The organism is Xanthomonas maliensis (assembly GCF_009192945.1).
Taxonomy (GTDB): domain Bacteria; phylum Pseudomonadota; class Gammaproteobacteria; order Xanthomonadales; family Xanthomonadaceae; genus Xanthomonas; species Xanthomonas maliensis.
Map to the genome: position 1 here is coordinate 1 of NZ_NSET01000012.1, position 24,310 is coordinate 24,310.

Sequence of the window (24,310 nt, forward strand, 5' to 3'; positions counted from 1 at the left end):
ACGGGTGCAGGGCTGGCTGCTGTAGCCGTGGCCGGCGCCGGGATGATCGCGGCGCTGACCGGGGTGGCGGCCGGCGCGTCGCTGGAGGCGTCGGCCCAGCGCTGCCAGTAGTCCGGCGGCGGGGTCTCGGCGCGCAAGGGGCGGTTGCGCGTGGCGGTGTCGTCACGGGTGGGGGGGGGAACCGGGTTACGAGCGGCCATCGAGACTCCCTGCAGTCGTGCAGATTATGCGATGAAGTTCACGTTAGTGGGAGCGGTGCGGAGCCGTGGTCGCGACACCGCGCACGGGCGCCACCAGCCGACGCATGCCGCGCCACAGCAGCCGCCATGTCCACCACACCAACAGGGCGGCCAGCACGCTGGCCGATACCGACAGTCCCAGCGCCAGCCAAGGATGCGCCAGTGCCAGTGCGAGCGCTGTGGTGGCGATGGTGTCTTCGGCCAGCGAGGCGATCCAGTTGCTGGCCGGTTCTGGCGAGGTGTTGAGCAGGGCGCGGCTACCGGCCTTGAGCGCGTGGCTGGTCAAGGCGATGCCGCCACCGGCCACCAGGGTGCCGGTGGCCAGGTCGCCGTCGGGCGAGAGCGTGGCGGCCGCCAGGAAGGCGCCGGCCGGGACCCGCGCCAGCGTCTGCAACAGATCCCAGCCAGAATCCACGCCCGGGATCTTGTCGGCGAAGAACTCGGCGATGGCCAGCGCGCCGGACGTGCCGAGCACCCACCACGACTGCGCCGGCTGCAGCGCCGGTGGCAGCGCGATCCAGCCGAGCAGGCCGGCCAGGCCGACGCCGAACACGGTCAGGTAGACCCGGATGCCAGCCAGCCAGGCCAGCAGGATGCCGATGACGAACAATTGGGCTTCGCCCATGGCCTGGCTCCGCGCGAACAAGACGGAACTATCGGATAACCGGCCGCCGCACGCCAGCACGGCGACTGTGCCGGCTCTGGCACACTACGCCGCCGACCCCAGCGCCGGCCTGGCCGGCTCGATGCCCATGAGACCAGCGACACGCGTGCACATCGTCCAACGTGACCGCAGCGGTGGCCCGGCGCCCCGCCGCTGGCCCTGGGCGGTGCTGCTGGCCATCGTCTGGCTGGCGTCGCTGGGCGCGGTGTGGTGGGTCGCCACCCGCAGTGCCGCGCCGCGGTTGGCCGATGCCGAAACGGCGTTGCAGCAGGCACGGCAGACCCAGGCCCAGCAGCGACGGCAGATCGAGCAACTGCAGCAGCGCCAGGTCAACCTGGCGATGTCCGACAAGATCAGCCGTGCCGCCAATACCGAGGTGCAGACCTCGTTGGCCGAGCGCGACGAACAGATCGCGGCATTGCGCGCGGACGTGGCCTTCTATGAGCGGCTGGTGGGTTCGACCGCGCAGCGCAAGGGGTTGAACGCGCATTCGGTGCAGTTCTCGCCCGAAGCCGGCGGTACCTGGAGCTATAGCGTGGTGCTGACCCAGAACCTGAACCGTGGCGCGATCAGTCAGGGCCAGCTGCGTTTTGCGGTGGAAGGCGTGCGTGCGGGCAAGTTGACCACGGTGAGCTGGAACGAATTGCACCAGAAGAACGAGGCTGCCGGGCAGCCGTATTCGTTCCGTTATTTCCAGCAACTGGACGGCAGCGTGATGTTGCCGAAGGATTTCACTCCGCAACGTGTCAAAATCACCCTGAGCGGCGACGGGGCGCCGATCAATCAGACCTTCGATTGGAAAGTCGCCGGCAACGGCGCGGGGGAGTAGCTCATGTTCGGTAACAAGTCCAACCGTGGTGGCCAGACCGTGGTCGATACCTTGATCGGCCCACAGGTGGTCATTCGCGGCGATCTGCTGTTCAGCGGCGGCCTGTATGTGGAAGGTCGCATTCTCGGCAAGGTGTTCGCCGAGGACGGCGCCAGCGCCACCCTGACCATCGCCGAGCAAGGCAGCATCGAAGGCGAGGTGCGTGCGCCGGTGGTGGTGATCAATGGCCAGCTGACCGGCGATGTCCACGCCGCCGAGCGGGTCGAACTGGCCGCCAATGCGCGTGTACAGGGCAATGTGCACTACCAGGTGGTGGAGATGAGCGCTGGTGCGCAGCTCACCGGTCGGCTGATCCATGCCGCCGCCGCGGTGACCGCCGCGCTGCCGGCGCCGGATGCCAGCGCAGCGAGCGAGAGTCCCGCCGCCGAGCCGGCAAAGTCGCGTCAGCCCGCCACCGCCGAGGCCTGAGGCGCTTGAAGTCGGGCGATCGAGCCCCCATGCTGATCGCATGAACACCCTCGTTTCGCTTCCGACCGCCGCGCCGGCACCGGACTATCAGTCGCTTGACCGTCCGCTGAATTTCTCCGCGGCCGCTGCGGCCAAGGTGCAGTCGCTGATCCAGGAAGAAGGCAATGCCGACCTGGCGCTGCGCGTCTATATCCAGGGCGGCGGTTGCTCCGGCTTCCAGTACGGCTTCGAGTTCGACGAAAACCGGGCCGAGGACGATTTGGCCGTGGTCACCGACGGCGTCACCTTGCTGGTGGATCCGCTCAGCCTGCAGTACCTGATGGGCGCGGAGGTCGATTACACCGAAAGCCTGACCGGCGCGCAGTTCGTGATCCGCAATCCCAACGCCAAGACGACCTGCGGCTGCGGCAGTAGCTTCAGCGTCTGAACGCCGGCCGCCGCCAGCGGCGACGCGGTGGCGGTCGATGGTTGCGGGTGTAGCCGATTGTCGGCAGGCTTGTGCAGATGCCTCCGACCTCTTCGCTGTCCGCCTTCGCCTTCGCCGATACCTCGCTCGATCGCGGCGATCTGCTGCGTGAAGACCCGCTCGCGCTGGCGCGGCTCTGGCCACAGGCGCAGGTGCTGCTGATCGATGCCAAGGGCCTGGTGCTGGCCGATGTCGCGGGGCAGCCGTTGCCGGTGACCGGCGCCGAGCTGTCGCTGGAGCCGGAGGCGGCCTTGTTCCTGGGCTTGCGCGAACAGCACGGCTGGTTCTGCGTGGCGGCCGAGACCGTCGAGGTGGCGGCCCCGCAACGGCTCGACCTGCGCCAGATCGCGGCCGAGTGGCCGGCGCCGCTGGCCAGCTTGGCCGCGTATGCGCGCGCGATGCTGCACTGGCAGGCGCGCACCCGCTTCTGTGGGGTCTGCGGTGGCGCCACCGTGCTGCGCCGTGCCGGTTTCGTCGCCCAATGCAGCCAGTGCCAGACCGAGCACTACCCACGCGTGGACCCGGCGATCATCGTCGCCGTCAGCGACGGTGATCGCTTGCTGCTGGGGCGTCAGGCCAGCTGGGCGCCCGGGCGCTATTCGGTCATCGCTGGCTTCGTCGAGCCCGGCGAGGCGCTGGAGCAGACGGTCGCCCGCGAGGTCTACGAAGAGACCCGGGTACGTGTCCAGCAGTGCCACTATCTCGCCTCGCAGCCGTGGCCGTTTCCTGGGGCCTTGATGCTGGGTTTCAGCGCCCAGGCCGCGGCCAGCGAGCAGCCGCAGGTCACCGGCGAGCTGGAGGATGCCCGCTGGGTGAGCCACAGCGAGATCGGCGCGGCGCTGGCGGGCGAGGGCCCGATCGGCCTGCCGCCGCCGATCTCGATTTCGCGCGCGCTGATCGAGCATTGGTTTGGCACGCATGCATGAGCCCATCCGCTGCCGCCAAGCCACGCGCGCGCGCTCGGCTAGACTGGGCTGAGGAGGAATCCCATGTTCACCACCCTGGTTGCCGTCGTTGTCGCATTGACGCTGGGCCATGTGGCGCCCGCGCAGGTGGCGCGCCTGCGTCGCTTCGACTGGTTCGGCCGTTGGCTGGGTCGGCTCGATGGCCAGGCGCCGGCGCGCGGCGCCTGGCAGGGGCGCTACGGCGTGCTGCTGGCGCTGCTGCCGATCCTGTTGGCGGTGCTGTTGCTGCAGTGGCTGCTGGCCGACGTCTGGCGCGGATTCCTGGCGCTGCTGTTTGGAGTGGCGGTGCTGGCCTGGACCTGGGGGCCGCGCGATCTGGACCGCGACGTCGAGGCGGTGATCGATGCCGACGAGCCGCAGGCGCGGCAGCGTGCTGTGGCGCAGTTGCAGGCTGCCGGCGGCAGCGTGCATGAAGACGCACCCTCGCTGGTGGAAGCGGTGGTGGTGAACGGACTGCGCCGTTGGTTCGCGGTGCTGTGGTGGTTCCTGCTGCTGGGCCCGTTCGGCGCGGTGCTGTATCGGTTGACCGCACTGGCGGTGGAAAGCCCGCTCGCCAGCCTGCTGCCGCCACGCAATCTGGCCGGCGCACGCTGGCTGCTGGCCGCGCTGGAATGGCCGGTCGCACAATTGATGACGGTGTCGATCGCACTGGTCGGCAACTTCGAGACCGTGTTTCGCGCCTGGCGCGACGCCAATGGCAATCGCTGGGTGCTGGAACCGCACTTCCTCGGCGCGGTAGCGCGCGCCAGCGTCAGTGACGACCTCCGCGCCGAAGCGCACGACTACACCGATGCCGGCCTGGTGCCGGTGTGGCGCCGCCTGCCGGAAGTACGCGATGCGATGAGCCTGGTCTGGCGCGTGCTGCTGCTGTGGATGGTGATGCTGGCGTTGCTGGTGATTGCTGGATGGGTGAGCTAACGCCCCTGTGCGCCGATGGGCGCGGCATGGCGTGAATCGGTGCGCCTTGCGCAGCGGTCTGTCATTGCGGCTGCGGCGTCTATGCAGCGTAGCAGCGGATTGGTCGCTCAGCCCGGCGCGAGCAGGGTGAAGGGAAACCACGGCAGATTCCGCGCGATCCAATACGCCGGTAGTCCCCACAGCCAGAACTTGGGCTCGGACATCACCGCCACCACCGGCGCAAACCAGCGTGCGCGCCAACCGGCCTTCCAGGCGATCAGGCCAGGCAGCGTGAACAGGCCGAGCACGGCGGCCGGATTCATCGCGAAGGCGCCGGGTAGATCGAAGTGCGCCAGCGCATACAACGCGCGTGTCATGCCGCAGCCGGGGCAGTAGCAACCAGTGACGGCGCGGAACATGCAGGGCGGAAACGGGCTGTCGGCCGCGTTGGGATCGAATCGGTAGAGCAGCGAGACGCCGACGGCGGCCACTGAGGTGACCGCCGTCGCTCCGAGCCAATGGCGCGGACGCAGTTCCATTAGCGCCCGTGCTGTAGCTGCTGGATGGATTCCATGTATGCCTGCATGCCGCCGGTGGCGACCATGCCGATATTGATCAGCAAACCGATCGCGGCCAGCACGGTGGTGACGATGCACCAGGTCTTGGCGGTCTGCGAGGCGCGGCGCGCGCCGTCGAAGTCGCCCTGGTTGAGCAGGCCGTTGACCTTGCTGGAGAACACGATCGCCACGATGCCGGTGATCAACGCCGGGCAGCACAGGCAAAACCCCAGCACGGTGGACACGATCGCCCAGACCAGATGATTGGGAACCGGGCCGGGGGCGTCCGTGGAGGTGGAATGGATCGGCGGTGGGACGGCACTCATGGTGAAGCTCCTTGGGTGGTAAACAACGGCAAAGTACAAGGGGATAGCGCAGATCCGTCCTGCGGTGGCAGGCTTACCGTCCAGCCCGGCACGGCGGCGGCACGCACTCGGCGCGCCGCCTGGGAGTACACCCCCTGGCACGGGACAACATGGTCTATCCCCGGTGCGCACGCCTGCAGCGGCACCAGGCCGCGGCGAAACGTGCGATCGCGCACAGGCTACTCGCGGCAGGCAGCGGACGCAAAGCTGCGGGTCGTTGACGTGCTCAGGCCTGGTCCTGGCGCAGCGCCCGCACCTGTTGTTCCAGCAGCGCCGCACTTGCCTGCTCGCCGGGCACGGCCGGGCCTGCGGCCACCTCGATGTGGGCGCGCATGCGCCGCGGCACGCGCATGCGTCCGAGCCGGCTGTCGCGGCGGCTCCACATGCTCGACCACATGCCGCGCAGCGCCAGCGGAACCACCGGCACGTTGCGGCGCTGCAGGATCTTTTCGACCCCCGATTTGAACGTGGCGATCTGTCCGTCCTTGGTCAATGCACCTTCGGGAAAGATGCACACCAGCTCGCCGTCGGCCAGGGCCGCATCGATGCGGTCGAAGGCCTGCTGCATCAGCGCCGGATCCTCACGCGCCCCGGCGATGGGAATGGCCTTGGCGGTGCGGAAGATCCAGCGCATCACCGGGATGCGGAAGATCTTGTAGTACATGACGAAGCGCACCGGGCGCGGGATCACCGCCGACAGGATCAGCGCGTCCATGTAGCTGACGTGATTGCACACCAGCAGCGCGGCGCCTTCGTCGGGAACATGGCGATCGATCGCGTGCGCACGCAGGCGATACAGCACGCTCACCAGCACCCAGCTGAGGAAGCGCATCAAGAATTCCGGCACCAGGGTGAAGATCCACAGCGCCACCAGCGTATTGGCGATGCCCAGCGCCAGGAAAACCTGCGGAATGCTCAACCCGGGCAAGGGGATGCGGTGGCCGAACAGCACCACCTGCGGCAGCTGCAACAGCACGCCGATGACCGCCGCGGCGACGATGAACAACGAGTTCTGGATATTGAGACCGGCGATCACCCGAGATAGCTCGCCTCGGGGCGTGCGGCTCTGGATCAGCGCGAACAGCGGTACCACGAACAGGCCAGTGAACAGTCCGATGCCGACCAGGTCGACGATCAGCCGCAGGTTGCCGGTCTGCTGCACGAACTGGCCGATGCTCAGATCGCTGACCGGGGCGGCGCCGGGACGGGCGAAGTACAGGTCCAGCAGAAAGGCGCTGATGCCGAAGGCACCCAACGGCACCAAACCAATCTCCACGGTGCGTCCGGACAGCCGTTCGCACAGCAGCGAGCCCACGCCGGTGCCGATGGAGAACAGCGCCAGCGCGAACACGTACAACTCCTGGCGGCCGCCGAGATTGAGCAGCGCATAGCTCGGCAGCTGCGCGGTGAGGACGGTGCCGATAAACCAGAACCACGACACTCCGAGCACCGAATTGCGCACCGCCAGCGTGCGCCGGGTCAGGCGCATGATCGCGCGCGATTCGGGAATGGGGTTCCAGCGCACCCGCAGCTCCGGCGCGCCGGCATCCACGCGCGGCACCAGCCGCGCCATCAGATTGCCGGTCACCGCGATGGCGATCACCGCCGTGGCGGCGACCACCGGGCCGTGGGCACCGGCGATCTGGAAGATCAGCCCGCCGACGATCATGCCGCACAGGATCGAGATCGACGTGCCCATCTCGACCAGACCGTTGCCGCCGGTCAGCTCTTCGGGCTTGAGCACCGAGGGCAGGATCGAATACTTCACCGGACCGAACAGGGTGGATTGCATTCCGGTACAGAACAGCGCCACCAGCAGCACCGGCATGTTCTCGCTGATGAAGCCCACCGCCGCCAGCGACATGATCGCGATCTCCATGCTGGTGGTGATCACGATGAGCTTTTGCTTCTCCAGCTTTTCGGCGATCTGCCCGGCGATGGCCGAGAACAGGAAGTAGGGCAGGATAAACAGCGCCGGCGCCAGGTTGGTGTAGAGCGTGCGCTCGGAGGCATCCACCCCCAGATAGAACAGCAGGCCGATAATGGCTTGGCGATAGACATTGTCGTTGAATGCCCCCAGCGACTGGACGGCGAAAAACGGCAGGAAGCGGCGCTGACGGAGCAGGGCGAACTGGGTATGGCCTGACATGCGGGTTCCTTGGCGATCGCGCGCAGCCTAGCAGGCTTACCGGGTCTCGGCAGGCGGCCGGTTGGCAAGAGCGTGTTATGTCCTCCGAGGTGGGTGCGAAGCGTCCTGTGGCGCGTCGAGACAAGGCGTGCCTGGCCGCCTGGGCAAGGCGCGCAACGCGGTCTCGGCGCGCCACAGGACGCGTCCTGCTGGGTTGGCCGTCAGCGGCACGGAGCCGGCGTCGCGCCGCTTGCCGTGGCGCCAGCCACGCCGGCGCCACGCAGCACCCGCCCCGCACCGCTGACGGTCAACGCATCTCATCTCGACGTGCGTAACACGCGCTAGGTATTCGTGCGCGGCACGCGTGGACGGGGCGGCGCGGTACGCGCCTGCAGCAGGGCGACAAAGGCGCGGGCGGCAGGGGTGGGGTCGGCGCGCCACACCGCATAGGTCAAAAAGCGGAAGCGCTCCTTGAGCGCCACTGCCGTCACACCGCCCATCGCCGCGGCCATGGTCTGCGGCACGATGCCCACACCCAGCCCGGCGGCGACCAGTTCGCGCACCAGGTCGGCGTGGGTCACCTCGTATTGCAGCCGCTGCCGCAACTGCTGCTGGGCGAATGCCGCATCGACGATGCCGCGCACGCCGGCACCAGGGATCAGCCCGGCCATCGGCAGGTTGTCCAGCTCGGCCACGGCGACCTGCTTGCGCCGGGCCAGGCGATGCTCCGGCGCGACGATCAGGGCCAGCCCCTCTTCGTGCAGCAACACGCGTTGCGCGGGCAGGGCGATGTGCGGGCCGACGCCGACCAGGGCCACGTCCAGTCGGCCCTGGGCCAGATCGGCGAGCAGGGCGTCGCTCATCGCGGTGCGCAGATGTACGTCTACCCGCGCGTGGGCCTGCCGGAAGGCCTGCAGCAAGGTCGGCACTTGCACCGTGGTCAACGAGGAGATCTGTCCCAGCGTCAAGCGTCCGCGCACCGTCCCCAGCGCCTGCGCCATTTCTTCGTGCAGGCGCTCGGCCGCGCGCAAGGTCTGCCGTGCGTTGTGCAGGAACACCTCGCCAGCGGCGGTGGGGCGTACCCGCCGCGGGCCGCGTTCGAACAGCCGCGCGCCCAGACTCTCTTCGATCTTGGCGATTTGGTGGCTGAGCGCCGACTGCACGGTATTGCAGCGGCGGGCTGCCGCAGTAAAGCCGCCCTCTTCGGCGACGGCGACGGCGAACTCCAGTTGCCGCAAGGTCAGCATGCAATCTCGAAACAGGATGGAAAGAGTGAAAACAATACATTGGAAAGATATGGCAATGCCGCCCACACTGCGCGCCACTTCTCCACCGTGGCCTCCTGCATGAACGCCGATCCCGTGCCCTCCACCCCGTTGCCCCGGCGCTTGGTGCTGCTGATGGCCGCCGCGACCGGCCTGGCGGTGGCCAGCAACTACTACGCCCAGCCGCTGCTGGAGACGCTGGCGCAGACCTTCGGCATCCAGGTGCGCAGTGCCGGCGCAGTGGTCACTGCCGCTCAACTGGCCTATGCGGCTGGTTTGCTGTTACTGGTGCCGCTGGGCGACCGGCTGGAGCGCCGCGGTCTGATCGTCGGATTGTTCGTGCTCAGCGCCGTCGGGCTGCTGGTCAGCGCCAACGCGCAGGGGTTCGGCATGTTGCTGGCCGGCACCGTGGTGACCGGTGCCAGCTCGGTGGCTGCGCAGATCCTGGTGCCGTTCGCCGCCACCCTGGCGGCGCCGCAGGAGCGCGGGCGGGTGATCGGCACGGTGATGAGCGGCTTGCTGCTGGGCATCCTGCTGGCACGCACGGCCGCCGGCCTGCTGGCCGGAGTGGGCGGCTGGCAGACCGTGTACTGGATCGCCTCCGGCTTGTTGCTGCTGACCGCCGTGCTGCTGTGGCGCGGGCTGCCGCGTCATCCCGGCAGTGCACAGCTGTCGTATCCGCACCTGGTGGGCTCGGTGCTGACCCTGCTGCGCGACGATCCGGTGTTGCGTTCGCGCTCGGTGCTGGGGGGCCTGCTGTTCGCCGGCTTCAGCATGTTCTGGACCACCCTGGCGTTCCTGCTGTCTGCGCCTGGCTATGGCTATGGCTATGGCACGGCGGTGATCGGGCTGTTCGGCTTGATCGGTGCGGCAGGCGCGCTGGCCGCCAATCGTTCCGGGCATTGGTCCGACCGCGGCCATGGCGATCGCGTCAGTTGGGGGGGATTGGTGCTGTTGTTGCTGGCGTGGGGGCTGCTGGCCTGCGCGCCACGCTCGCTGGCGCTGTTGATCGCCGGCGTGCTGTTGCTGGACATCGCCGTGCAGGGCGTGCATATCGCCAACCAGAGCGTGATCTACCAGCGCAATCCACAGGCGCGCAATCGCATCACCGCCGCTTACATCACCTGCTACTTCCTCGGCGGTGCGTTGGGGTCGACCTTGGGCACGGCGGCATACGCGCAGGCCGGCTGGGCCGGCGTGGCGACGGGTGGGGCGCTGCTGGCGGTGGCTGCGCTGGGCTGGGTGGCGCTCAGCGTGCGGCGTCGGCACTGGGTGTGAGAGCCGGCACGCTGGCCGTTGCGGGGGCGACCGCTTGCGCGGCGCCACGCAGGGCCGGCAGCAGGCGCAAGGCCAGGGCCAGCTGGTGGCGGACCAGTTGGTGTTTGGGTGGCAGTGCGCCGACATCCTGCTCCAGCGCATCGGCCAGCGCGGCCTCGTCCTGCTCATCGCCGGCCGGGACCGATTGACGCTGCTCCAGTGCGCTGGCGATCGCCGTCAGCGCGCGCTGCAACAGTTCGCCGGCCTGGCCGATGGCGGCATCGTGGGCATCTTCCAGCGCGCCGCGGTGCGCGCCCAGCGCCGAGAGATACCCCAGCAGCGTATTGGACAGCGCCAGGAAGCGAAAGCCGGCATCGAGGTTACGGCGGTAGCGGCCCGGTTCGCGCAGCATGTTGGACAAGGCGACCGACAAGGCGGCATCGGCGTTGTGCATGTCGCGGCGCGCGATGCGATACGGCAGATCGTCGCGCATGCCGCTGCTGTATTGCTCCAGCACCTGCGCCAGGTAACGCGCGCAGGCGCGCAGCACGCTGGCCATCACCTGGTTGAGTCGGCGGCCCTGCCAGTCGGGCAGGATCAGGAACGAGGCGGCCGCGGCGATCGCACAGCCGATCACGGTGTCGACCAGGCGTGGCCAGATCAGCACGAAGCCATCGCCGAGCAGGTTGAAGCAGAACAGTGCCATCACCGTGATCGCGGCGGTGGCGAGCATGTAGCGATCGGTGCGGGTGATGAAGAACACCAGCGTGGCGACCAGCGCCAACAGCAACTGCACCTGCTGTTGCGGGAAGAGCTGCATCAACGCCCAGGTGGCGCCCAGGCCGATCAGGGTGCCGGCCATGCGCTCGACCAGGCGGCGACGGGTGGCGCCGTAGTTGGGACGACACACGAAGGCGGTGGTCAGCAGGATCCAGTAGCCGTTGTCGGCATGGATGGATTGCATGACCGCATAGCCGGCGACCAGCGCGATGGCCATGCGCAAGCCGTGGCGGAACAGCACCGAACCGGGCGTGAGCTGCTGGCCGATGCGGGCCGCCATCTCGCGCAAGGTATGCGGCGAGGAATCGCGCAGGCGGGTATCGATCGGGTCGCTGGCGGTATCGGATTGCGCCGCTTCCGACAGCCGCCGCTCGATGGTCTGCAGATTGGTGACCAATAATTCCAGTGCGCCCAGCAGGCGCGCCAGCGCCGGGTCGGCGCGTGCGTGCAGATAGTCGAGCGATTGCCGCACGTCCTCGGTGGCCAGCTGGCTGTCCTGACCGTAGTCGAATGGCCGGCGCAGCCGGATCGCTTCGCCCAGCGCCGCACAGGCCTTGCCTTGCAGCGCCAGCAGGCGCTGGCAGCGATACAGCACGTCGCTGTGGAAGAACGCGTCGGTCAAGGCTTCGTAGGGATAGTGCGAAGAGCTGGCGCGTTCGTGGAATTCCTGCGCCATGTAATACAGGCGGAAGTAGCTGCCGGACTGCACGCCCGGCCGTCCCGAGCGTCCGAAGCGGGCGATGATGGCGGTCTTGGCGGCATTGAGCGCGGCCACCACGCGCGCGTTCTGCTCGGCCAGGGCCAGTCGGCGTGCATGCAGGTCGCTTTGCCGCACCGGCTCGAACAGATCGGCCTTCAGCCGCAGATAGCGGCCCAGTTCGAAGAACAGTCGCGACAGCCGCTCGCGGACCGGTCGGTTGGCAAACAGGATCGTCCACAGGATCGACAGCAGTCCGTACCAGCTGGCGCCGAGCAGCAGCAGGGCGATGCCATGCCAGGCGCTCGCGCCGACATGCCCGACCTTGCCGCCGTGATCGATGCCGATCATCGCGTAGATCGCCAGCGCCACGGTGGCCTGGGCGATCGAGGCATAGCGCTCGCCGAGCGCGCCCAGCAAGGTCAGCGCGAAGGTCGCCAGCGCCAGGCCAGCGACGAATGGCCACGGATAGGGGAACAGCACCACCACCGATGCGGCGGCGGCGGCAAAGCACAGCAGCGACAACAGCACCGACTTGATCCGCCCCAGCCAGTTGTCGTCGGTCTCGGCGATCGCGCTGGCGATCGTGCCCAGGAACAGCGCCGGCACCGCGGTCAGTTGCTGCAGGTGCCAGCAGATGCCCATCGCTGCGGCCAGGGCAATGAACACGCGCAGGCCATAACTGGCCTTTTCGTGGGCCCACAGGCGGCTGAGGCGGGAGTCGAGTGTCGGGGCGGCCACGGTCTCTGGAAGGCAAGCGTGCGCAGGCATTATTGCCACAGGCAGGCCTGGCCGGCGTGCAGGCCGGCTAGTCCTTTGTCAGTAGGGCAGGCTCACGCCTGCTCGCGGGCAATCGCGCGCCAGCCGATGTCGCGCCGATGGAAGGCGCTGGGCCAGCGGATCGACTGCACGCCGGCATAGGCGTTGCGCTGGGCATCGGACACGCTGTCGCCCAGCGCGGCCACGCACAGCACGCGGCCGCCGGCGCTGATCACCTCGCCGACGGCATTGAAGGCGGTGCCAGCGTGGAAGACCTTGGCGCTGGCCGGCACCGCATCCAGGCCGTGGATAACCTCGCCGGTCACCGGCGCGTCCGGATAAGGCGCGGCGGCGATCACCACGCCCAGCGACGGCCGCGGATCCCACTGCGCCTGTACGCTGTCCAATCGACCATCGATGGCCGCCTCGATCAGCGCCAGCAGCTCCGATTGCAGTCGCAGCATCACCGGCTGCGTTTCCGGGTCGCCGAAGCGCACATTGAATTCGATGACCTTGGGTGCGCCGTGCGCGTCGATCATCAGTCCGGCGTACAGGAAGCCGGTGAACGGCACGCCATCGGCGATCATGCCGCGCACGGTCGGCTCGACCACCTCGCGCATCACCCGCGTATGCACCGCGGCGGTCACCACCGGTGCCGGCGAATAGGCGCCCATGCCGCCGGTGTTGGGACCGGTGTCGCCATCGCCCACGCGCTTGTGGTCCTGGCTGGTCGCCATCGGCAAGGCATGCTGGCCATCGACCATCGAGATGAAGCTGGCCTCCTCGCCATCGAGGAATTCCTCGATCACCACCCGCGCACCGGCATCGCCGAAGGCATTGCCGGCCAGCATGTCGCGCACCGCCGCCTCGGCCTCGGCCAGGGTCATCGCCACGATCACGCCCTTGCCGGCCGCCAGGCCGTCGGCCTTGACGACGATCGGCGCGCCCTTTTCGCGCACATAGGCCAGTGCGGCCTCCACCTCAGTGTGCACGGCGTAATACGCGGTGGGAATGCCGTGACGGGCGAGGAAATCCTTGGCGAAGGCCTTGCTGCCTTCCAGCTGCGCGGCCTTGGCGGTGGGCCCGAAGATGCGCAGGCCGGCGGCATGGAAGCGGTCGACCACGCCCAGCACCAGCGGCACTTCCGGGCCGACCACGGTCAGCGCGACCTGTTCGCGCTGCGCCAGTGCCAGCAGGCCATCGAGGTCGTCGACCTTGATCGCGACGTTGCGGCACTTGGCCTCAGTGGCAGTGCCGGCATTGCCCGGTGCTACCAGCACTTCGCTGACGCGTGCCGATTGGGCGATCTTCCAGGCCAGGGCGTGTTCACGGCCGCCGGAGCCGATGACGAGGATTTTCAAGACGGTTGCTCGCTAGGAGGGAGTAAAGAGGTCAGCTGCAGCCTTCGCGCTGCAAGGTATCGGGAATGGGGTAGGTCCAGCTGCGCACATCGAACCGCAGCACGTGGGTGGCGGCGACCGGCGCACCGCAGGCGGTGCCGCGTTCGCGGATGGTCAGCGGCCAGCTGCGTGCCTGCGCATCGCTGGCGTCCACCGTCAGCACGAAGTCGACATCGAAGCCCTGGGCGCGGCAGTCGTCCTGGTCGTGCTCCGCTGCACCATCTGCATCATCGCAAGCGAGCGCGCCGTGATTGTCGATATGCCGACGCAGCCAGGCGGCCTTGACCAGGCCCTTGGGCCCAGGCACCACCAGGTCCTGCGATTCCAGCAGCAACCCCTGGCCTATCCAGGCGCTGGTCACGGCAAAGCCGTAGAAATCGCTGCCCAGGCGCAGAATGTCCACGCGCCCGGGGCGGCCACTGCTGCCGAAGTTCTCGCCTGAGTCTTCGGCGACCACCGCATACGCATCGCCGTCGTCGCGCAGGACAACGAAATCGATCATGCCGGGAGTGCCATCGCCGGCATCGCTGAGGCTGTGGCAGACCGCCAGCAGTTGTTGCACCTGGGCGCCGATCACCACCGGTTGCTCGGCGCAGACTGCGCTATCGACCGCCTGGCCATCGACCTCGCCGTGCCAGCCGTGGGCCAGGCCGGCGGCGTTGCCGTACCGTGCGCGCACGAAGCCGTCCAGGCGGGTGCTGCGGCTGCGCGTGCTGTGCGGAGGTGGCCTGTCCGCCATCGTCGCCGGTGCCGTGGTCGGCACCGCGTCGGCCGGCTGCTGCCGACAGGCAGGCAGCAGACCAGCGAGGAGGACGAGACCTGCGAGCCTGCGCAGCATGTGCATCGCCTGCTGCCGTCAGTGACGGAAGTGGCGCACGCCAGTGAACACCATCGCGATGCCGTGTTCGTCGGCGGCGGCGATCACTTCGCCGTCGCGCATCGAGCCGCCCGGCTGGATCACCGCCTTGATGCCGGCGGCGGCCGCGGCATCGATGCCATCGCGGAACGGGAAGAACGCATCGGAGGCCATCACCGAGCCGTCCACCACCAGATTGGCGTCGCCGGCCTTGATGCCGGCAATGCGCGCCGAATACACCCGGCTCATCTGCCCGGCGCCGACGCCGATGGTGCGTTGATCCTTGGCATAGACAATCGCATTGGACTTGACGAACTTGGCCACCTTCCAGGCGAACAGCAGATCCTCGAACTGGGTATCGCTCGGCGACAGCGTGGTGACCACCTTCAAATCCTCGCGCGTCACCACCCGGTCGTCGGCGGTCTGCATCAGCATTCCCGAGCCGATCCGCTTGGTGTCGATGAAACCCTTGGAGGCGGCTGCCAGCGGAATGCGCAGCACGCGCACGTTGGCCTTGCGGCTGGCGTATTCCAGCGCGCCGTCTTCGTAGTCCGGGGCGATCAACACTTCGACGAACTGGCGGTCGAGCAGGGTCTTGGCGGTGGCCGCGTCGAGCGTGCGGTTGAAGGCGATGATGCCGCCGAAGGCGCTGGTGGGGTCGGTCGCATAGGCCAACTCGTAGGCATCGCCGCAGGCCACGCCGACCGCCACGCCGCAGGGATTGGCGTGCTTGACGATCACGCAGGCCGGGGCGTCGAACTGGCGCACGCATTCCCAGGCCGCATCGCTGTCGGCGATGTTGTTGTAACTCAGCTCCTTGCCCTGCAACTGCTGGAAGGTGGCCAGCGAGCCGGGCGCCGGATACAGGTCGCGATAGAACGCCGCCTGCTGGTGGGGGTTCTCGCCATACCGCAGGTCGGCGACCTTGATGAAGCTGCCATTGGCCTGGGCGGCGAAGGCGCTGCGCACCGGGACCTCGGCGGAGATGTCGGTCACTGCCGACAGGTAGTTGCTGATCGCCGCGTCGTACTGGGCCACGCGGTTGAACGCGGCCACCGACAGCGAAAAGCGGGTGGCGGCCGACAGCTGCCCGTCGTTGGCGTCCAGCTCGGCCAGCAACGCGGGGTATTGCGCCGGCGCGGTGGCCACCGCCACCCGGGCGAAGTTCTTTGCCGCCGAACGCAGCATCGCCGGCCCTCCGATATCGATGTTTTCCACCGCCTCGGCCAGCGTGCAGTCGGCGCGGGCGGTGACCTGTTCGAACGGATACAGGTTCAGGACCAGCAGGTCGATCGCCACGATGCCGTGGGCGGCCATGACCGCCTCGTCCTGGCCGGCGCGGCCGAGCAGACCGCCATGCACCAGCGGATGCAGCGTCTTGACGCGACCGTCCATCATCTCCGGGAAGCCGGTCAGCTCGGACACGTCCTGCACCGGCAGCCCGGCCTCGCGCAGCGCCTTGGCGGTGCCGCCGGTGGACAGCAGCGCGACGTTGCGGGCGACCAGCGCGCGTGCCAGGTCGATCAGACCGGTCTTGTCGGAGACGGAGAGCAGGGCGCGGCGGACGGGGAGCAGATCGGAAGGCATCGGTGGGGGCAGTCGAAGCGGAGCAGCCGATATTGTAGGCTGCGGCAGCGCTTGAAGGGACTCAGACACGGCGATGGGCTCGATCTATGCATTGAAGGGACGCTTCCAGGCACTGCTGCGGCCGCTGGTGGGCGCACTGTTCCGCGCCGGTATCACCGCCAACCAGGTGACCCTGGTCGCAGCGGTGATCTCGCTGTTGGTGGCTGGGCTGGTCTACCGCGCAGGCGTGCACTGGCCGCTGCTGTATCTGCTGTTGCCGCTGTGGATGTTGCTGCGCATGGCGCTCAACGCGATCGACGGCATGCTGGCGCGCGAGTTCGGCCAACAGTCGCGCTTGGGCGCCTACCTCAACGAACTGTGCGACGTGGTCGCCGACGCGGCGCTGTACTTGAGCCTGCTGGGCGTGCCCGGCGTCGCTGCGGCCGCGCTGTGGAGCTTCGCCTGGTTGGCCGCATTGACCGAGTACGCCGGCGTGTTGGGGCTGATGGTCGGCGCCAGCCGTCGCTATGACGGGCCGATGGGCAAGAGCGACCGCGCCTTCGTCGTTGGCGTGCTCGGGCTCGGGTTGGCGAGCGGCCTGCTCGGCGGACGCGCGCTCACCGTCGTGGCGATCGTGCTGAGCCTGGCCTGCGTGGTGACGGTGTGGCGGCGCGTACGTGCCGGCCTGGCCGAGGCAGGGGTGCCGGCATGAGCGCGGTCGCGCCCGCAGCGTCCACCTCGCGCCCGCAGCAGGAGCGGGAATTCGCCAGCTTCGACGGCACGGCGCTGTTTTATCGGCATTGGCCGGCGCAGGCCGTCGAAAGCGGTCCCGCGCGTGCCATCGTGTTGCTGCATCGTGGCCACGAACATTCCGGGCGGGTGGTGCACCTGGCCGAGGAACTGCAATTGCCCGAGGCGGCGATCTTCGCCTGGGATGCGCGCGGCAATGGCCGCTCGCCTGGCGTGCGTGGCGATGCACCGGGTTTCGAGGCGCTGGTGCGCGACCTGGATGCCTTCATCGCGCATCTCGGCCAGGCGCATGCGATTGCGGTGGAGGACATCGTGGTGGTCGCGCAAAGCGTCGGCGCGGTGATCGCCGCCACCTGGGTGCACGACTACGCGCCGTCGCTGCGCGCGCTGGTGCTGGCCTCGCCGGCGTTCAAGGTCAAGCTGTATGTCCCGTTCGCGCGTAGCGGACTGGCGCTGATGCAGCGGCTGCGCGGCAATTTCTTCGTCAACAGCTATGTGCAGCCGCAGTGGCTGACGCACGATGCGCAGCGCGTGCAGAGCTACCGCGACGACCCGCTGATCACCCGGCCGATCTCGGTGCGCGTGCTGTTGGGGGTGTATGCCGCCGCCGCGCGCGTGGTGGCCGATGCGCAGGCGATCACCGTGCCGACCCAGTTGCTGGTCTCCGGCGCCGACTTCGTGGTCCATCGCGGGCCGCAGGATCGTTTCTACGAACGCCTGGGTGCGCCGATCAAGCAGCGCCACTGGCTGCCGGGCTTCTTCCACGACACCCTGGGCGAGCGTGATCGCGCACCGGCGATCGCGGCGATTCGCCAGTTCATCCAGGCGCGCTTCGCCGCGCCGCTGGTCCGCGCCGATCTGCGCAATGCGCATCGGGCCGGTCCCAGCTTCGAGGAGGCCGAGCGGCTGGCCTGGCCTCCGCAGCGCAACAGTGTGCAGGACCTGCGCTGGCGCGCGGTGCGCGCCGGGTTGCGGCTGGGCGGGCGGCTGTCCGACGGCATCGCCTTGGGGCTGCAAACCGGTTTCGATTCGGGCAGCACGCTGGACTACATCTACCGTGACCAGGCCAGCGGGCGCGGTCCGCTGGGGCGCTTGATCGATCGCCAGTATCTGGATGCGATCGGCTGGCGCGGCATCCGCATCCGCGGCGCGCATCTGGGCGAACTGCTGCGCGAGGCGGCCATGCGGCTGCGACAGGCCGGGTTGCCGGTGCGGGTGCTGGACATCGCCGCCGGTCATGGCCGTTACGTGCTGCGGGCGCTGGGCAGCGGCGCCCAGCGCGCCGATGCGATCGTGCTGCGCGATTTCAGTGCGCTCAATGTCGCGCAGGGCACCGCACTGATCCAGGCGATGCGTGCGGCCGACATCGCCCGCTTCGAGCAGGGCGATGCCTTCGACCCCGACGCCGTGGCCGCGGTGCAGCCTGCCCCGACGTTGGCGGTGGTGTCCGGCCTGTACGAGCTGTTCGCCGACAACGATCAGGTGGCGCGCTCGTTGGCCGGCGTCGCTGCGGCGGTGCCGCCCGGCGGCTATCTGCTGTACACCGGCCAGCCCTGGCATCCGCAGCTGGAGTTCATCGCCCGTGCGCTGACCAGTCATCGCGACGGCGCGGCCTGGGTGATGCGTCGCCGCAGCCAGCAGGAAATGGACGCGCTGGTGGAAGCGGCCGGCTTTCGCAAGATCGCCCAACGCATCGACGCCTTCGGCATCTTCACCGTGTGCTTGGCGCAGCGACGCGACGCATGACCGAGGATCGGCGCCCGCTTGGCCGTGCCGCGCTGTGGCTGGCGCTGCTCGGGCCGTTCTTTTTTCTCAGCTACGGGCTGGCCAACAGCATGGCGGCGCGTGCCGCGAACGTTCCGTCGGTGGTGTTCGAGTGGGAGCGCCAGCTGCCGTTCCTGGCCTGGACGATCGTGCCGTACTGGTCGATCGATCTGTTTTACGCGCTGTCCTTCTTCGTTTGCCGCACGCGCCGCGAACTGGAGACGCACGCGTTGCGCCTGCTGAGCGCGCAACTGCTGTGCGTTGGCTGCTTCCTGCTGTGGCCGTTGCGCTACAGCTTCCCACGACCAGCCACCGAGGGCGTGTTCGGTTGGTTGTTCGAAGTGTTGCTCGGCTTCGACAAGCCCTACAACCAGGCGCCCTCGCTGCATATCGTGCTGCTGGTCGTCTTGTGGGTGCGCTATGCGCAGCATCTTTCGCCGCGCTGGCAATGGGTGTTGCATGGCTGGTTCTGTCTGATCGGCGTGTCGGTGCTGACGACCTACCAGCATCATTTCATCGACGTGCCGACCGGGCTGGCGGTCGGTTGGCTGTGCGTGTGGCTGTGGCCGGAGCGGATCGCCGCGCCGTGGGTGGCTGCACGCTGGACACGCGATCGGCGGCGCTGGCGGCTGGCGGGCATGTATTTGTGCGGTGCGCTGTTCACCGCCGCGCTGGCCTGCTGGCTCGGCGGCGCCGGGCTGTGGCTGTGCTGGGGCACGTTGGCGTTGAGCCTGGTGGCCTTGAACTACGCATGGCTGGGCGCGGGCGGCTTTCAGAAGCGCGCCGATGGCTGCCTGAGCCTGGCGGCGCGTTGGTTGTATGCGCCCTATCTGCTGGCCGCCTGGGCCAACTCGCGCGCGTGGACCTGGCACGCGCCGACCCCGGTGGCCGTGGCCGATGGCGTCTGGCTGGGGCGGATTCCCACCCCTGCGCAACGGCGCGACGTCGCTGTCGTGGTCGATGTCAGCGCCGAGCTCTCGCTGCGCGGCGCGCACGCGCACGACGTGGTCGTGCCGATGCTCGACCTGGTCGCGCCGACGCCATTGCAACTGCGCGCGGCCGCGCTGGCGATCGCCGCCGCGCGCGTGCACGGGCCGGTGCTGGTCTGCTGTGCGCTGGGCTATTCGCGCAGTGCGGCGGCGCTGGCGACCTGGCTGCTGCGCAGCGGCCGTGCTGCCAGCGTGGACGCGGCCATCTCACAGCTGCGCCAGGCGCGTCCGGCGATCGTGCTGGGTCGGCAGCATCGCGCGGCGATCGCGCAGGCCGGCAGCGACGATGCTGCCGACGCCGCGCCGTCCCTGCAGGTGCCCGCATGACGCCGCCGATGCTGTTGGGCGCGATGCGCGCGCTGTTGCGTCAGGGCGCGCTGTTGGAACGCCTCGGCCTGGTGCTGCTGCTGGCGGCGCTGCTGGTGTTGGCCGGCACCGCAGCACCGGCGTGGGTGCGCTGTGTGTATGGCATCAGCGTCGTGGCCGGGTTGCTGCAGCAGTACTGGGCACTGCGCGTCGGCCTGGATGCGGAACTATTGAACGCGGCGATCGATCAATTGCAGCGCGGCGAGACTGCGCTGCAGACGGCGGGACACCTGGATCAGGCGTTGCATGCGCTGGGGCTGCGCGCCAACGACGCATCGCCGCGCGACTGGCCGGCGCGTTGGCGCGGGATGCGCGGGCTGCTGTTGCGGCAGGCGGTGTGGCTGGCCATACAGCTGTCGGCCTTGGCGATCGGCATCGGCGGAGCGGTATACGCATGAGCGAGACGGCTGGCATTCCCGCGCACGCCACGGCGGCCCAGCAGGCGCTATGGACGCGCCTGCAGGCGTATCGCTTCGGTGACGGCGAGGAGGCGCAGGCCGCGTTCGTGCGGCGCGTGGCGCGCGAGGCGCATTGCGGTCTGGCGCTGGCGCAGCAGTTGCTGGACGAGTACCGGCGCTTTTGCTTCCTGGCCTGCAGCAGCGATGAGGAGGCCTCGCCCAGCCCGCTGGTCGATCAGGTCTGGCACGCCCACCTGACCGATACCCGCGAGTATTGGCAGCGTTTCTGTCCGCAGATCCTGCAGGCCACGCTGCACCATCATCCCGGAAGCGGGGCCGACGATGCGCCGCGCCTGCGTGCGCAATACCAGCGCACCCTGGAACGCTATCGGCATCACTTCGGCGAGCCACCGCTCGCGTGCTGGCCGCCACCGCGTCCCACCGCGCCGCCGGTTGCGCCGGCAGCAGACGGCGATGCCCAGGCGACCTTGCAGGCCTTGCGTGGCGATCGCCCACCGTCCCCCGCACGCCGGCGGCTGCTCAGGTTGCTTGCCTGGGCGCTGGTCACCGCCGTGGTAGGGGCGCTGCTGCTGTCGCTGCAGCCGCAAGCCAGTTCGCCGCTGCAGTGGCGCGGACCGCAGTTCCTGTTGCTGTTTGCGCTGCTGATCGGACTGAGCTGGTCGGCCGGCGCTTGGTTGCGGCGGGTGTTGCGCCACCGGCAGCTTGCCGACGTGTGTCCGCTCGATCGCGGTGAGGTGGCCTATTTGAGCGGCGGCGCGGATCGGCTGGCCGATCAGCTGTTCACCGAGTTGCTGGTGAGCCAGGCGGTCATCCTCGAGCGCGATGACGACCGCCGTGCGCGGCCAAGCCTGCGCTGCGATCCGCGACGGACGGTGCCGCCTGCGCTGATGCCGGCGCTGGATGCCGTGCGCACCGCCGCAGAGCCGGGCGCAGCCTGGCGCGCCCTACGCGCGTTGGCCGCACCGGTGCAGCAAGGCTTGATCGACAAGGGCCTGTGGCTGGCGCCCACGGCGGCCCGTACGGCGCAGGCGATCAGCGCCTTGCCAGTGGCTGCGGTGTGGGTGCTGGGCGCCTGCAAGATCGTGATCGGGCTGCAAGGCCAGCATCCGGTCGGCTATCTGCTGGGTGCGATGGTAGTGGTCAGCGCGCTGGTGCTCGGGTTTGCACTGATCCCGTTGCGCCATACCACGGCGGGCGAGCGGGCGCTGGAGCGCTATCGCCAGACCCAGGTCGATTCGCGTGCACGTGCCGGAATCGCACCAGGCGAGCTGGTGGCGCTGTACGGCACCGCGGCGTTGGTGGGGACGCTGTGGGAGGACTATCACCTGGTCCGCGCGCCGCCGGGCTCCAGCACCCACAGCGTGGACACCACCAGTTGTGGCGGCGGGGGCGATAGCGGATGCGGCAGTGGTGGCGACGGCGGTGGCGGTTGCGGTGGCTGTGGTGGAGGCGGCGACTGATGGCAGGTCCTTCGCAGCGACAACGATGGCGTCTGCGCTGGGCGCGCCGACTGCGTCGTGGCGGCGCTACGCCCAATCGGGTGTCCTGGGCAGGTATCGGTTGCGCGTTGCTGGCCGCGCTGATGTTTTATCTCGCCCTGAGTGCACCCACGCGCGAGGGCGCGCTGCCGTTGCTGCTGGCGATCCTCGGTCTGCAGGGGCGGCTGTGGTGCAACCGCATGGATGGGGTGCTGGCGCGCAGTGCCGGCCTGGTAAGCCGGGCCGGCGAGGTCTACAACGACGCTCCGGATCGGTTGTCGGATGTGCTGATTTGCCTGGGTCTGGGCTACGGCCTGCAGGCCAGCGTGCCGTGGGCGCCGCAACTGGGCTGGGCCGCGGCGCTGTGCTGCGTGAGCACCGCCTATGTGCGCGTGCTGGGCCTGGCCTGCGGGGTGGTTGAGCCACGCCAGGGACCGATGGCGCGAGCGCACCGCATGCACTGGCTGTCACTGGCCACACTGTTGGCGTTGCCGCTGCAGTGGCTGGGCAGCAGCGAACAGGCCGCCTGGGTGCTACTGGGGGCGTTGGCGGTGCTGACTGCCGGCGCGGTGGTGACGGTGGTGCGGCGGCTGCGTGCGATCGTGCGCGCATTGGAGTGGACATGATTGCTCGTTTGATTGCCCGCGCCTGCAGCGGCGCCATCCGCACCCTGACCGGCGCACGCGCGCTCTGGCAGGGCTGCGCGCCCTCCAACGAACGCCGGGTCTATTACGGCAACCACGCCAGCCACGGCGATTTCGTGCTGATCTGGTCCTCGTTGCCGGCCGCCTTGCGTCGCGAGGTGCGCCCGGTCGCCGCTGCCGACTACTGGCAGCGCGACGCGCTGCGTCGCTATCTGATCCACGCGGTGTTCAACGGCGTGCTGATCGAGCGTGACCCGCAGCAGCGCACGCGCGATCCGGTGCAGTGCCTGTGCGAAGCGGTCGATGGCGGCGATTCGTTGATCCTGTTTCCCGAGGGCACCCGTAATCCCGACGAAGGCGTGCTGCCGTTCAAGAGCGGCCTGTATCACCTGGCACGGCAACGGCCGGAATTGGAATTCGTGCCGGTGTGGATCGACAACCTCAAGCGGGTGATGCCCAAGGGCACGCTGCTGCCGTTGCCGTTGCTGTGCACCACCACCTTCGGCGCGCCGCTGCGCCTGCACGCCGACGAGGACAAGGACGCCTTTCTGGCGCGCGCGCGCAGCGCGCTGCTGGCATTGGCGCCGGAGCAGGCGGAGGCACGCCGATGACACCGATGCTCTACAGCACTCAGTTGCAACAATCGTCGATGCAGCAGCAGACGATCTGGTTGTTCAGCGGCATCGCGCTGGTGTTGGTGCTGGCCACGCTGATCGCCGAGGGCTTGCGCTGGCGCGCGCGCGGGCGTCCGAGTGCGGTGCTGGACAACCTGGTGGCGCGCATCCGCGCCTGGTGGGTGATGGCGGCGGTGGTGGGGCTGGCGTTCGTGTTTGGCCGTGCCGGGGTGATCGGCCTGTTCGCGCTGGTGTCGTTGTTCGCGCTGCGCGAATTCATCACCTTGGCACCGACCCGGCGCGGCGACTATTACGCACTGGTGGCGGCGTTCTACATCGTCTTGCCTTGGCAGTACTGGCTGGTCTGGATCGGCTGGTATGGCATGTACACCTTGTTGATCCCGGTGTATGCGTTTCTGGTGCTGCCGATCCTGGCCACCATCGGCGGCGACACCACCCGCTATCTGGAGCGCACGGCCAAGGTGCAGTGGGGCCTGATGATCTGCGTGTTCTGCATCTCGCATGTGCCGGCACTGTTGAATCTGGAGATTCCCGACTATGCCGGCCGCAATCTGTTGCTGATCGCCTTCCTGGTGATCGTGGTGCAGTCCTCCGACGTGCTGCAATACGTGTGGGGGAAATTGGCCGGCCGGCATCTGATTGCGCCACGGCTGTCGCCGTCCAAGACGGTGGAAGGCTTCATCGGCGGGGTGCTGTCGGCCAGCCTGCTCGGCATGGCGCTGTGGTGGATCACCCCGTTCCGGCCCTGGCATGCGTTCGGGCTGGCCTTGGTGGCCAATCTGATGGGGTTCTTCGGCGGGTTGGTGATGTCGGCGATCAAGCGCGATCGCGGCATCAAGGATTGGGGCCACATGATCGAGGGCCATGGCGGGGTGCTGGATCGCCTGGACTCGGTGTGCTTCGCCGCGCCGGTGTTCTTTCATTTGATTCGGTATGGGTGGGGGTGAGGGGGGAGAGGCCGGGACTCGGGGTCCGGGACTCCGGGACCCGGGAAAGCGGGCTGCCGCGCGCGTTGGGTTCGCGAGCGATGTTGGATCGAAGGCGCACCTGCAGCAGTCGGAGCATGTGCCGCTACGCCATTGAAACGTCATACGTCATGACATGCTG

At 68.6% G+C, this 24,310-nt stretch carries 23 protein-coding genes and 1 pseudogene; 14 read left to right on the top strand and 10 right to left on the bottom strand.

Annotated elements, in window-relative coordinates; genetic code table 11:
• Positions 1-200: pseudogene (locus CKY51_RS03420) on the bottom strand (GGDEF domain-containing response regulator); the annotation flags it as partial.
• A gap of 43 nt (positions 201-243) precedes the next feature.
• The gene (locus tag CKY51_RS03425; RefSeq protein ID WP_022973634.1) at positions 244-864 is read right to left on the bottom strand and encodes a DUF4126 domain-containing protein; all 621 of its coding nucleotides are present in this window, start codon (positions 862-864) and stop codon (positions 244-246) included.
• A 127-nt stretch (positions 865-991) separates the two neighbouring features.
• Here CKY51_RS03425 and CKY51_RS03430 point away from each other — a divergent pair, with 127 nt between their 5' ends.
• From CKY51_RS03430 to CKY51_RS03450, 5 genes are all read left to right on the top strand, one after another.
• Complete coding sequence (locus tag CKY51_RS03430) at positions 992-1,732, top strand: DUF6776 family protein (RefSeq protein WP_031340449.1); 741 nt, start codon at positions 992-994, stop codon at positions 1,730-1,732.
• 3 nt (positions 1,733-1,735) lie between these two features.
• Positions 1,736-2,200, top strand: coding sequence for a bactofilin family protein (locus CKY51_RS03435; RefSeq protein WP_022973636.1), 465 nt, complete (start codon positions 1,736-1,738; stop codon positions 2,198-2,200).
• A 40-nt stretch (positions 2,201-2,240) separates the two neighbouring features.
• Positions 2,241-2,627: an iron-sulfur cluster insertion protein ErpA gene (gene erpA, locus CKY51_RS03440; RefSeq protein ID WP_022973637.1), complete on the top strand. Its 387-nt coding sequence runs from the start codon at positions 2,241-2,243 to the stop codon at positions 2,625-2,627.
• A 77-nt stretch (positions 2,628-2,704) separates the two neighbouring features.
• Positions 2,705-3,592, top strand: a complete 888-nt coding sequence (gene nudC / locus CKY51_RS03445) for an NAD(+) diphosphatase (protein WP_022973638.1) — start codon at positions 2,705-2,707, stop codon at positions 3,590-3,592.
• A gap of 63 nt (positions 3,593-3,655) precedes the next feature.
• The gene (locus CKY51_RS03450; RefSeq protein WP_022973639.1) at positions 3,656-4,549 is read left to right on the top strand and encodes a cobalamin biosynthesis protein; all 894 of its coding nucleotides are present in this window, start codon (positions 3,656-3,658) and stop codon (positions 4,547-4,549) included.
• 107 nt (positions 4,550-4,656) lie between these two features.
• Here CKY51_RS03450 and CKY51_RS03455 read toward each other — a convergent pair whose 3' ends face one another.
• The 4 genes from CKY51_RS03455 to CKY51_RS03470 all read right to left on the bottom strand — a co-directional run bounded on the left by CKY51_RS03455 (position 4,657) and on the right by CKY51_RS03470 (position 8,825).
• Positions 4,657-5,067: a DUF2752 domain-containing protein gene (locus tag CKY51_RS03455; protein ID WP_022973640.1), complete on the bottom strand. Its 411-nt coding sequence runs from the start codon at positions 5,065-5,067 to the stop codon at positions 4,657-4,659.
• On the bottom strand, positions 5,067-5,411 hold the full coding sequence (locus CKY51_RS03460; RefSeq protein WP_022973641.1) for a CD225/dispanin family protein: 345 nt from the start codon (positions 5,409-5,411) through the stop codon (positions 5,067-5,069). The genes CKY51_RS03455 and CKY51_RS03460 overlap by 1 nt, the downstream gene beginning before the upstream one ends.
• A 265-nt stretch (positions 5,412-5,676) precedes the next feature.
• Entirely contained in the window at positions 5,677-7,599 is a 1,923-nt protein-coding gene (locus tag CKY51_RS03465; protein WP_022973642.1) for an MFS transporter, read from the bottom strand.
• A gap of 320 nt (positions 7,600-7,919) precedes the next feature.
• A complete protein-coding gene (locus CKY51_RS03470) occupies positions 7,920-8,825 on the bottom strand; it encodes a LysR family transcriptional regulator (RefSeq protein ID WP_022973643.1) in 906 nt (301 codons plus the stop codon).
• A 99-nt stretch (positions 8,826-8,924) separates the two neighbouring features.
• Here CKY51_RS03470 and CKY51_RS03475 point away from each other — a divergent pair, with 99 nt between their 5' ends.
• The gene (locus CKY51_RS03475) at positions 8,925-10,121 is read left to right on the top strand and encodes an MFS transporter (protein WP_031340450.1); all 1,197 of its coding nucleotides are present in this window, start codon (positions 8,925-8,927) and stop codon (positions 10,119-10,121) included.
• Here CKY51_RS03475 and yccS read toward each other — a convergent pair.
• From yccS to purH, 4 genes are all read right to left on the bottom strand, one after another.
• Positions 10,093-12,348 carry a YccS family putative transporter gene (yccS, locus tag CKY51_RS03480; RefSeq protein ID WP_152248897.1) on the bottom strand — a complete coding sequence of 752 codons (2,256 nt, stop codon included), beginning with the start codon at positions 12,346-12,348 and terminating at the stop codon, positions 10,093-10,095. The genes CKY51_RS03475 and yccS overlap by 29 nt on opposite strands.
• A 62-nt stretch (positions 12,349-12,410) precedes the next feature.
• Complete coding sequence (purD, locus tag CKY51_RS03485) at positions 12,411-13,697, bottom strand: phosphoribosylamine--glycine ligase (RefSeq protein WP_022973646.1); 1,287 nt, start codon at positions 13,695-13,697, stop codon at positions 12,411-12,413.
• 31 nt (positions 13,698-13,728) lie between these two features.
• Positions 13,729-14,580, bottom strand: coding sequence for a hypothetical protein (locus tag CKY51_RS03490; protein ID WP_031340451.1), 852 nt, complete (start codon positions 14,578-14,580; stop codon positions 13,729-13,731).
• 12 nt (positions 14,581-14,592) lie between these two features.
• The gene (gene purH / locus CKY51_RS03495) at positions 14,593-16,179 is read right to left on the bottom strand and encodes a bifunctional phosphoribosylaminoimidazolecarboxamide formyltransferase/IMP cyclohydrolase (RefSeq protein ID WP_022973648.1); all 1,587 of its coding nucleotides are present in this window, start codon (positions 16,177-16,179) and stop codon (positions 14,593-14,595) included.
• Between the two features lie 73 nt (positions 16,180-16,252).
• On the opposite strand from purH, the gene CKY51_RS03500 reads away from it, so the two are divergent.
• Genes CKY51_RS03500 through CKY51_RS03535 form a run of 8 tightly spaced genes read left to right on the top strand, consistent with a single transcriptional unit; the run spans position 16,253 to position 24,150 of the window.
• Positions 16,253-16,870: a CDP-alcohol phosphatidyltransferase family protein gene (locus tag CKY51_RS03500; protein ID WP_022973649.1), complete on the top strand. Its 618-nt coding sequence runs from the start codon at positions 16,253-16,255 to the stop codon at positions 16,868-16,870.
• On the top strand, positions 16,867-18,654 hold the full coding sequence (locus CKY51_RS03505) for a bifunctional alpha/beta hydrolase/class I SAM-dependent methyltransferase (RefSeq protein WP_022973650.1): 1,788 nt from the start codon (positions 16,867-16,869) through the stop codon (positions 18,652-18,654). Before CKY51_RS03500 ends, CKY51_RS03505 begins: the two co-directional genes overlap by 4 nt.
• Positions 18,651-19,988 carry a phosphatase PAP2/dual specificity phosphatase family protein gene (locus CKY51_RS03510; RefSeq protein ID WP_022973651.1) on the top strand — a complete coding sequence of 446 codons (1,338 nt, stop codon included), beginning with the start codon at positions 18,651-18,653 and terminating at the stop codon, positions 19,986-19,988. Before CKY51_RS03505 ends, CKY51_RS03510 begins: the two co-directional genes overlap by 4 nt.
• Positions 19,985-20,425: a hypothetical protein gene (locus CKY51_RS03515; RefSeq protein WP_022973652.1), complete on the top strand. Its 441-nt coding sequence runs from the start codon at positions 19,985-19,987 to the stop codon at positions 20,423-20,425. The genes CKY51_RS03510 and CKY51_RS03515 overlap by 4 nt, the downstream gene beginning before the upstream one ends.
• Complete coding sequence (locus tag CKY51_RS03520; protein ID WP_022973653.1) at positions 20,422-21,906, top strand: TIGR04222 domain-containing membrane protein; 1,485 nt, start codon at positions 20,422-20,424, stop codon at positions 21,904-21,906. Before CKY51_RS03515 ends, CKY51_RS03520 begins: the two co-directional genes overlap by 4 nt.
• Positions 21,906-22,550: a CDP-alcohol phosphatidyltransferase family protein gene (locus CKY51_RS03525; protein WP_022973654.1), complete on the top strand. Its 645-nt coding sequence runs from the start codon at positions 21,906-21,908 to the stop codon at positions 22,548-22,550. The genes CKY51_RS03520 and CKY51_RS03525 overlap by 1 nt, the downstream gene beginning before the upstream one ends.
• Positions 22,547-23,179: a lysophospholipid acyltransferase family protein gene (locus CKY51_RS03530; protein ID WP_022973655.1), complete on the top strand. Its 633-nt coding sequence runs from the start codon at positions 22,547-22,549 to the stop codon at positions 23,177-23,179. The genes CKY51_RS03525 and CKY51_RS03530 overlap by 4 nt, the downstream gene beginning before the upstream one ends.
• Positions 23,176-24,150: a phosphatidate cytidylyltransferase gene (locus CKY51_RS03535; protein WP_022973656.1), complete on the top strand. Its 975-nt coding sequence runs from the start codon at positions 23,176-23,178 to the stop codon at positions 24,148-24,150. The genes CKY51_RS03530 and CKY51_RS03535 overlap by 4 nt, the downstream gene beginning before the upstream one ends.
• The last annotated feature ends 160 nt before the right edge of the window (positions 24,151-24,310 follow it).

What these genes read in the sequence shown, in the direction of transcription:
- CKY51_RS03435 (WP_022973636.1), top strand. Translation starts at nt 1,736, where the DNA reads ATGTTCGGTAACAAGTCCAACCGTGGTGGCCAGACCGTGGTCGATACC.
- CKY51_RS03530 (WP_022973655.1), top strand. Translation starts at nt 22,547, where the DNA reads ATGATTGCTCGTTTGATTGCCCGCGCCTGCAGCGGCGCCATCCGCACC.
- CKY51_RS03490 (WP_031340451.1), bottom strand. Translation starts at nt 14,580, where the DNA reads ATGCACATGCTGCGCAGGCTCGCAGGTCTCGTCCTCCTCGCTGGTCTG.
- CKY51_RS03520 (WP_022973653.1), top strand. Translation starts at nt 20,422, where the DNA reads ATGAGCGAGACGGCTGGCATTCCCGCGCACGCCACGGCGGCCCAGCAG.
- CKY51_RS03450 (WP_022973639.1), top strand. Translation starts at nt 3,656, where the DNA reads ATGTTCACCACCCTGGTTGCCGTCGTTGTCGCATTGACGCTGGGCCAT.
- CKY51_RS03455 (WP_022973640.1), bottom strand. Translation starts at nt 5,067, where the DNA reads ATGGAACTGCGTCCGCGCCATTGGCTCGGAGCGACGGCGGTCACCTCA.
- purH (WP_022973648.1), bottom strand. Translation starts at nt 16,179, where the DNA reads ATGCCTTCCGATCTGCTCCCCGTCCGCCGCGCCCTGCTCTCCGTCTCC.
- CKY51_RS03475 (WP_031340450.1), top strand. Translation starts at nt 8,925, where the DNA reads ATGAACGCCGATCCCGTGCCCTCCACCCCGTTGCCCCGGCGCTTGGTG.
- CKY51_RS03465 (WP_022973642.1), bottom strand. Translation starts at nt 7,599, where the DNA reads ATGTCAGGCCATACCCAGTTCGCCCTGCTCCGTCAGCGCCGCTTCCTG.
- CKY51_RS03535 (WP_022973656.1), top strand. Translation starts at nt 23,176, where the DNA reads ATGACACCGATGCTCTACAGCACTCAGTTGCAACAATCGTCGATGCAG.
- CKY51_RS03460 (WP_022973641.1), bottom strand. Translation starts at nt 5,411, where the DNA reads ATGAGTGCCGTCCCACCGCCGATCCATTCCACCTCCACGGACGCCCCC.
- CKY51_RS03510 (WP_022973651.1), top strand. Translation starts at nt 18,651, where the DNA reads ATGACCGAGGATCGGCGCCCGCTTGGCCGTGCCGCGCTGTGGCTGGCG.
- CKY51_RS03505 (WP_022973650.1), top strand. Translation starts at nt 16,867, where the DNA reads ATGAGCGCGGTCGCGCCCGCAGCGTCCACCTCGCGCCCGCAGCAGGAG.
- erpA (WP_022973637.1), top strand. Translation starts at nt 2,241, where the DNA reads ATGAACACCCTCGTTTCGCTTCCGACCGCCGCGCCGGCACCGGACTAT.
- CKY51_RS03470 (WP_022973643.1), bottom strand. Translation starts at nt 8,825, where the DNA reads ATGCTGACCTTGCGGCAACTGGAGTTCGCCGTCGCCGTCGCCGAAGAG.
- CKY51_RS03425 (WP_022973634.1), bottom strand. Translation starts at nt 864, where the DNA reads ATGGGCGAAGCCCAATTGTTCGTCATCGGCATCCTGCTGGCCTGGCTG.
- CKY51_RS03525 (WP_022973654.1), top strand. Translation starts at nt 21,906, where the DNA reads ATGGCAGGTCCTTCGCAGCGACAACGATGGCGTCTGCGCTGGGCGCGC.
- CKY51_RS03500 (WP_022973649.1), top strand. Translation starts at nt 16,253, where the DNA reads ATGGGCTCGATCTATGCATTGAAGGGACGCTTCCAGGCACTGCTGCGG.
- CKY51_RS03515 (WP_022973652.1), top strand. Translation starts at nt 19,985, where the DNA reads ATGACGCCGCCGATGCTGTTGGGCGCGATGCGCGCGCTGTTGCGTCAG.
- nudC (WP_022973638.1), top strand. Translation starts at nt 2,705, where the DNA reads ATGCCTCCGACCTCTTCGCTGTCCGCCTTCGCCTTCGCCGATACCTCG.
- CKY51_RS03430 (WP_031340449.1), top strand. Translation starts at nt 992, where the DNA reads ATGAGACCAGCGACACGCGTGCACATCGTCCAACGTGACCGCAGCGGT.
- yccS (WP_152248897.1), bottom strand. Translation starts at nt 12,348, where the DNA reads ATGCCTGCGCACGCTTGCCTTCCAGAGACCGTGGCCGCCCCGACACTC.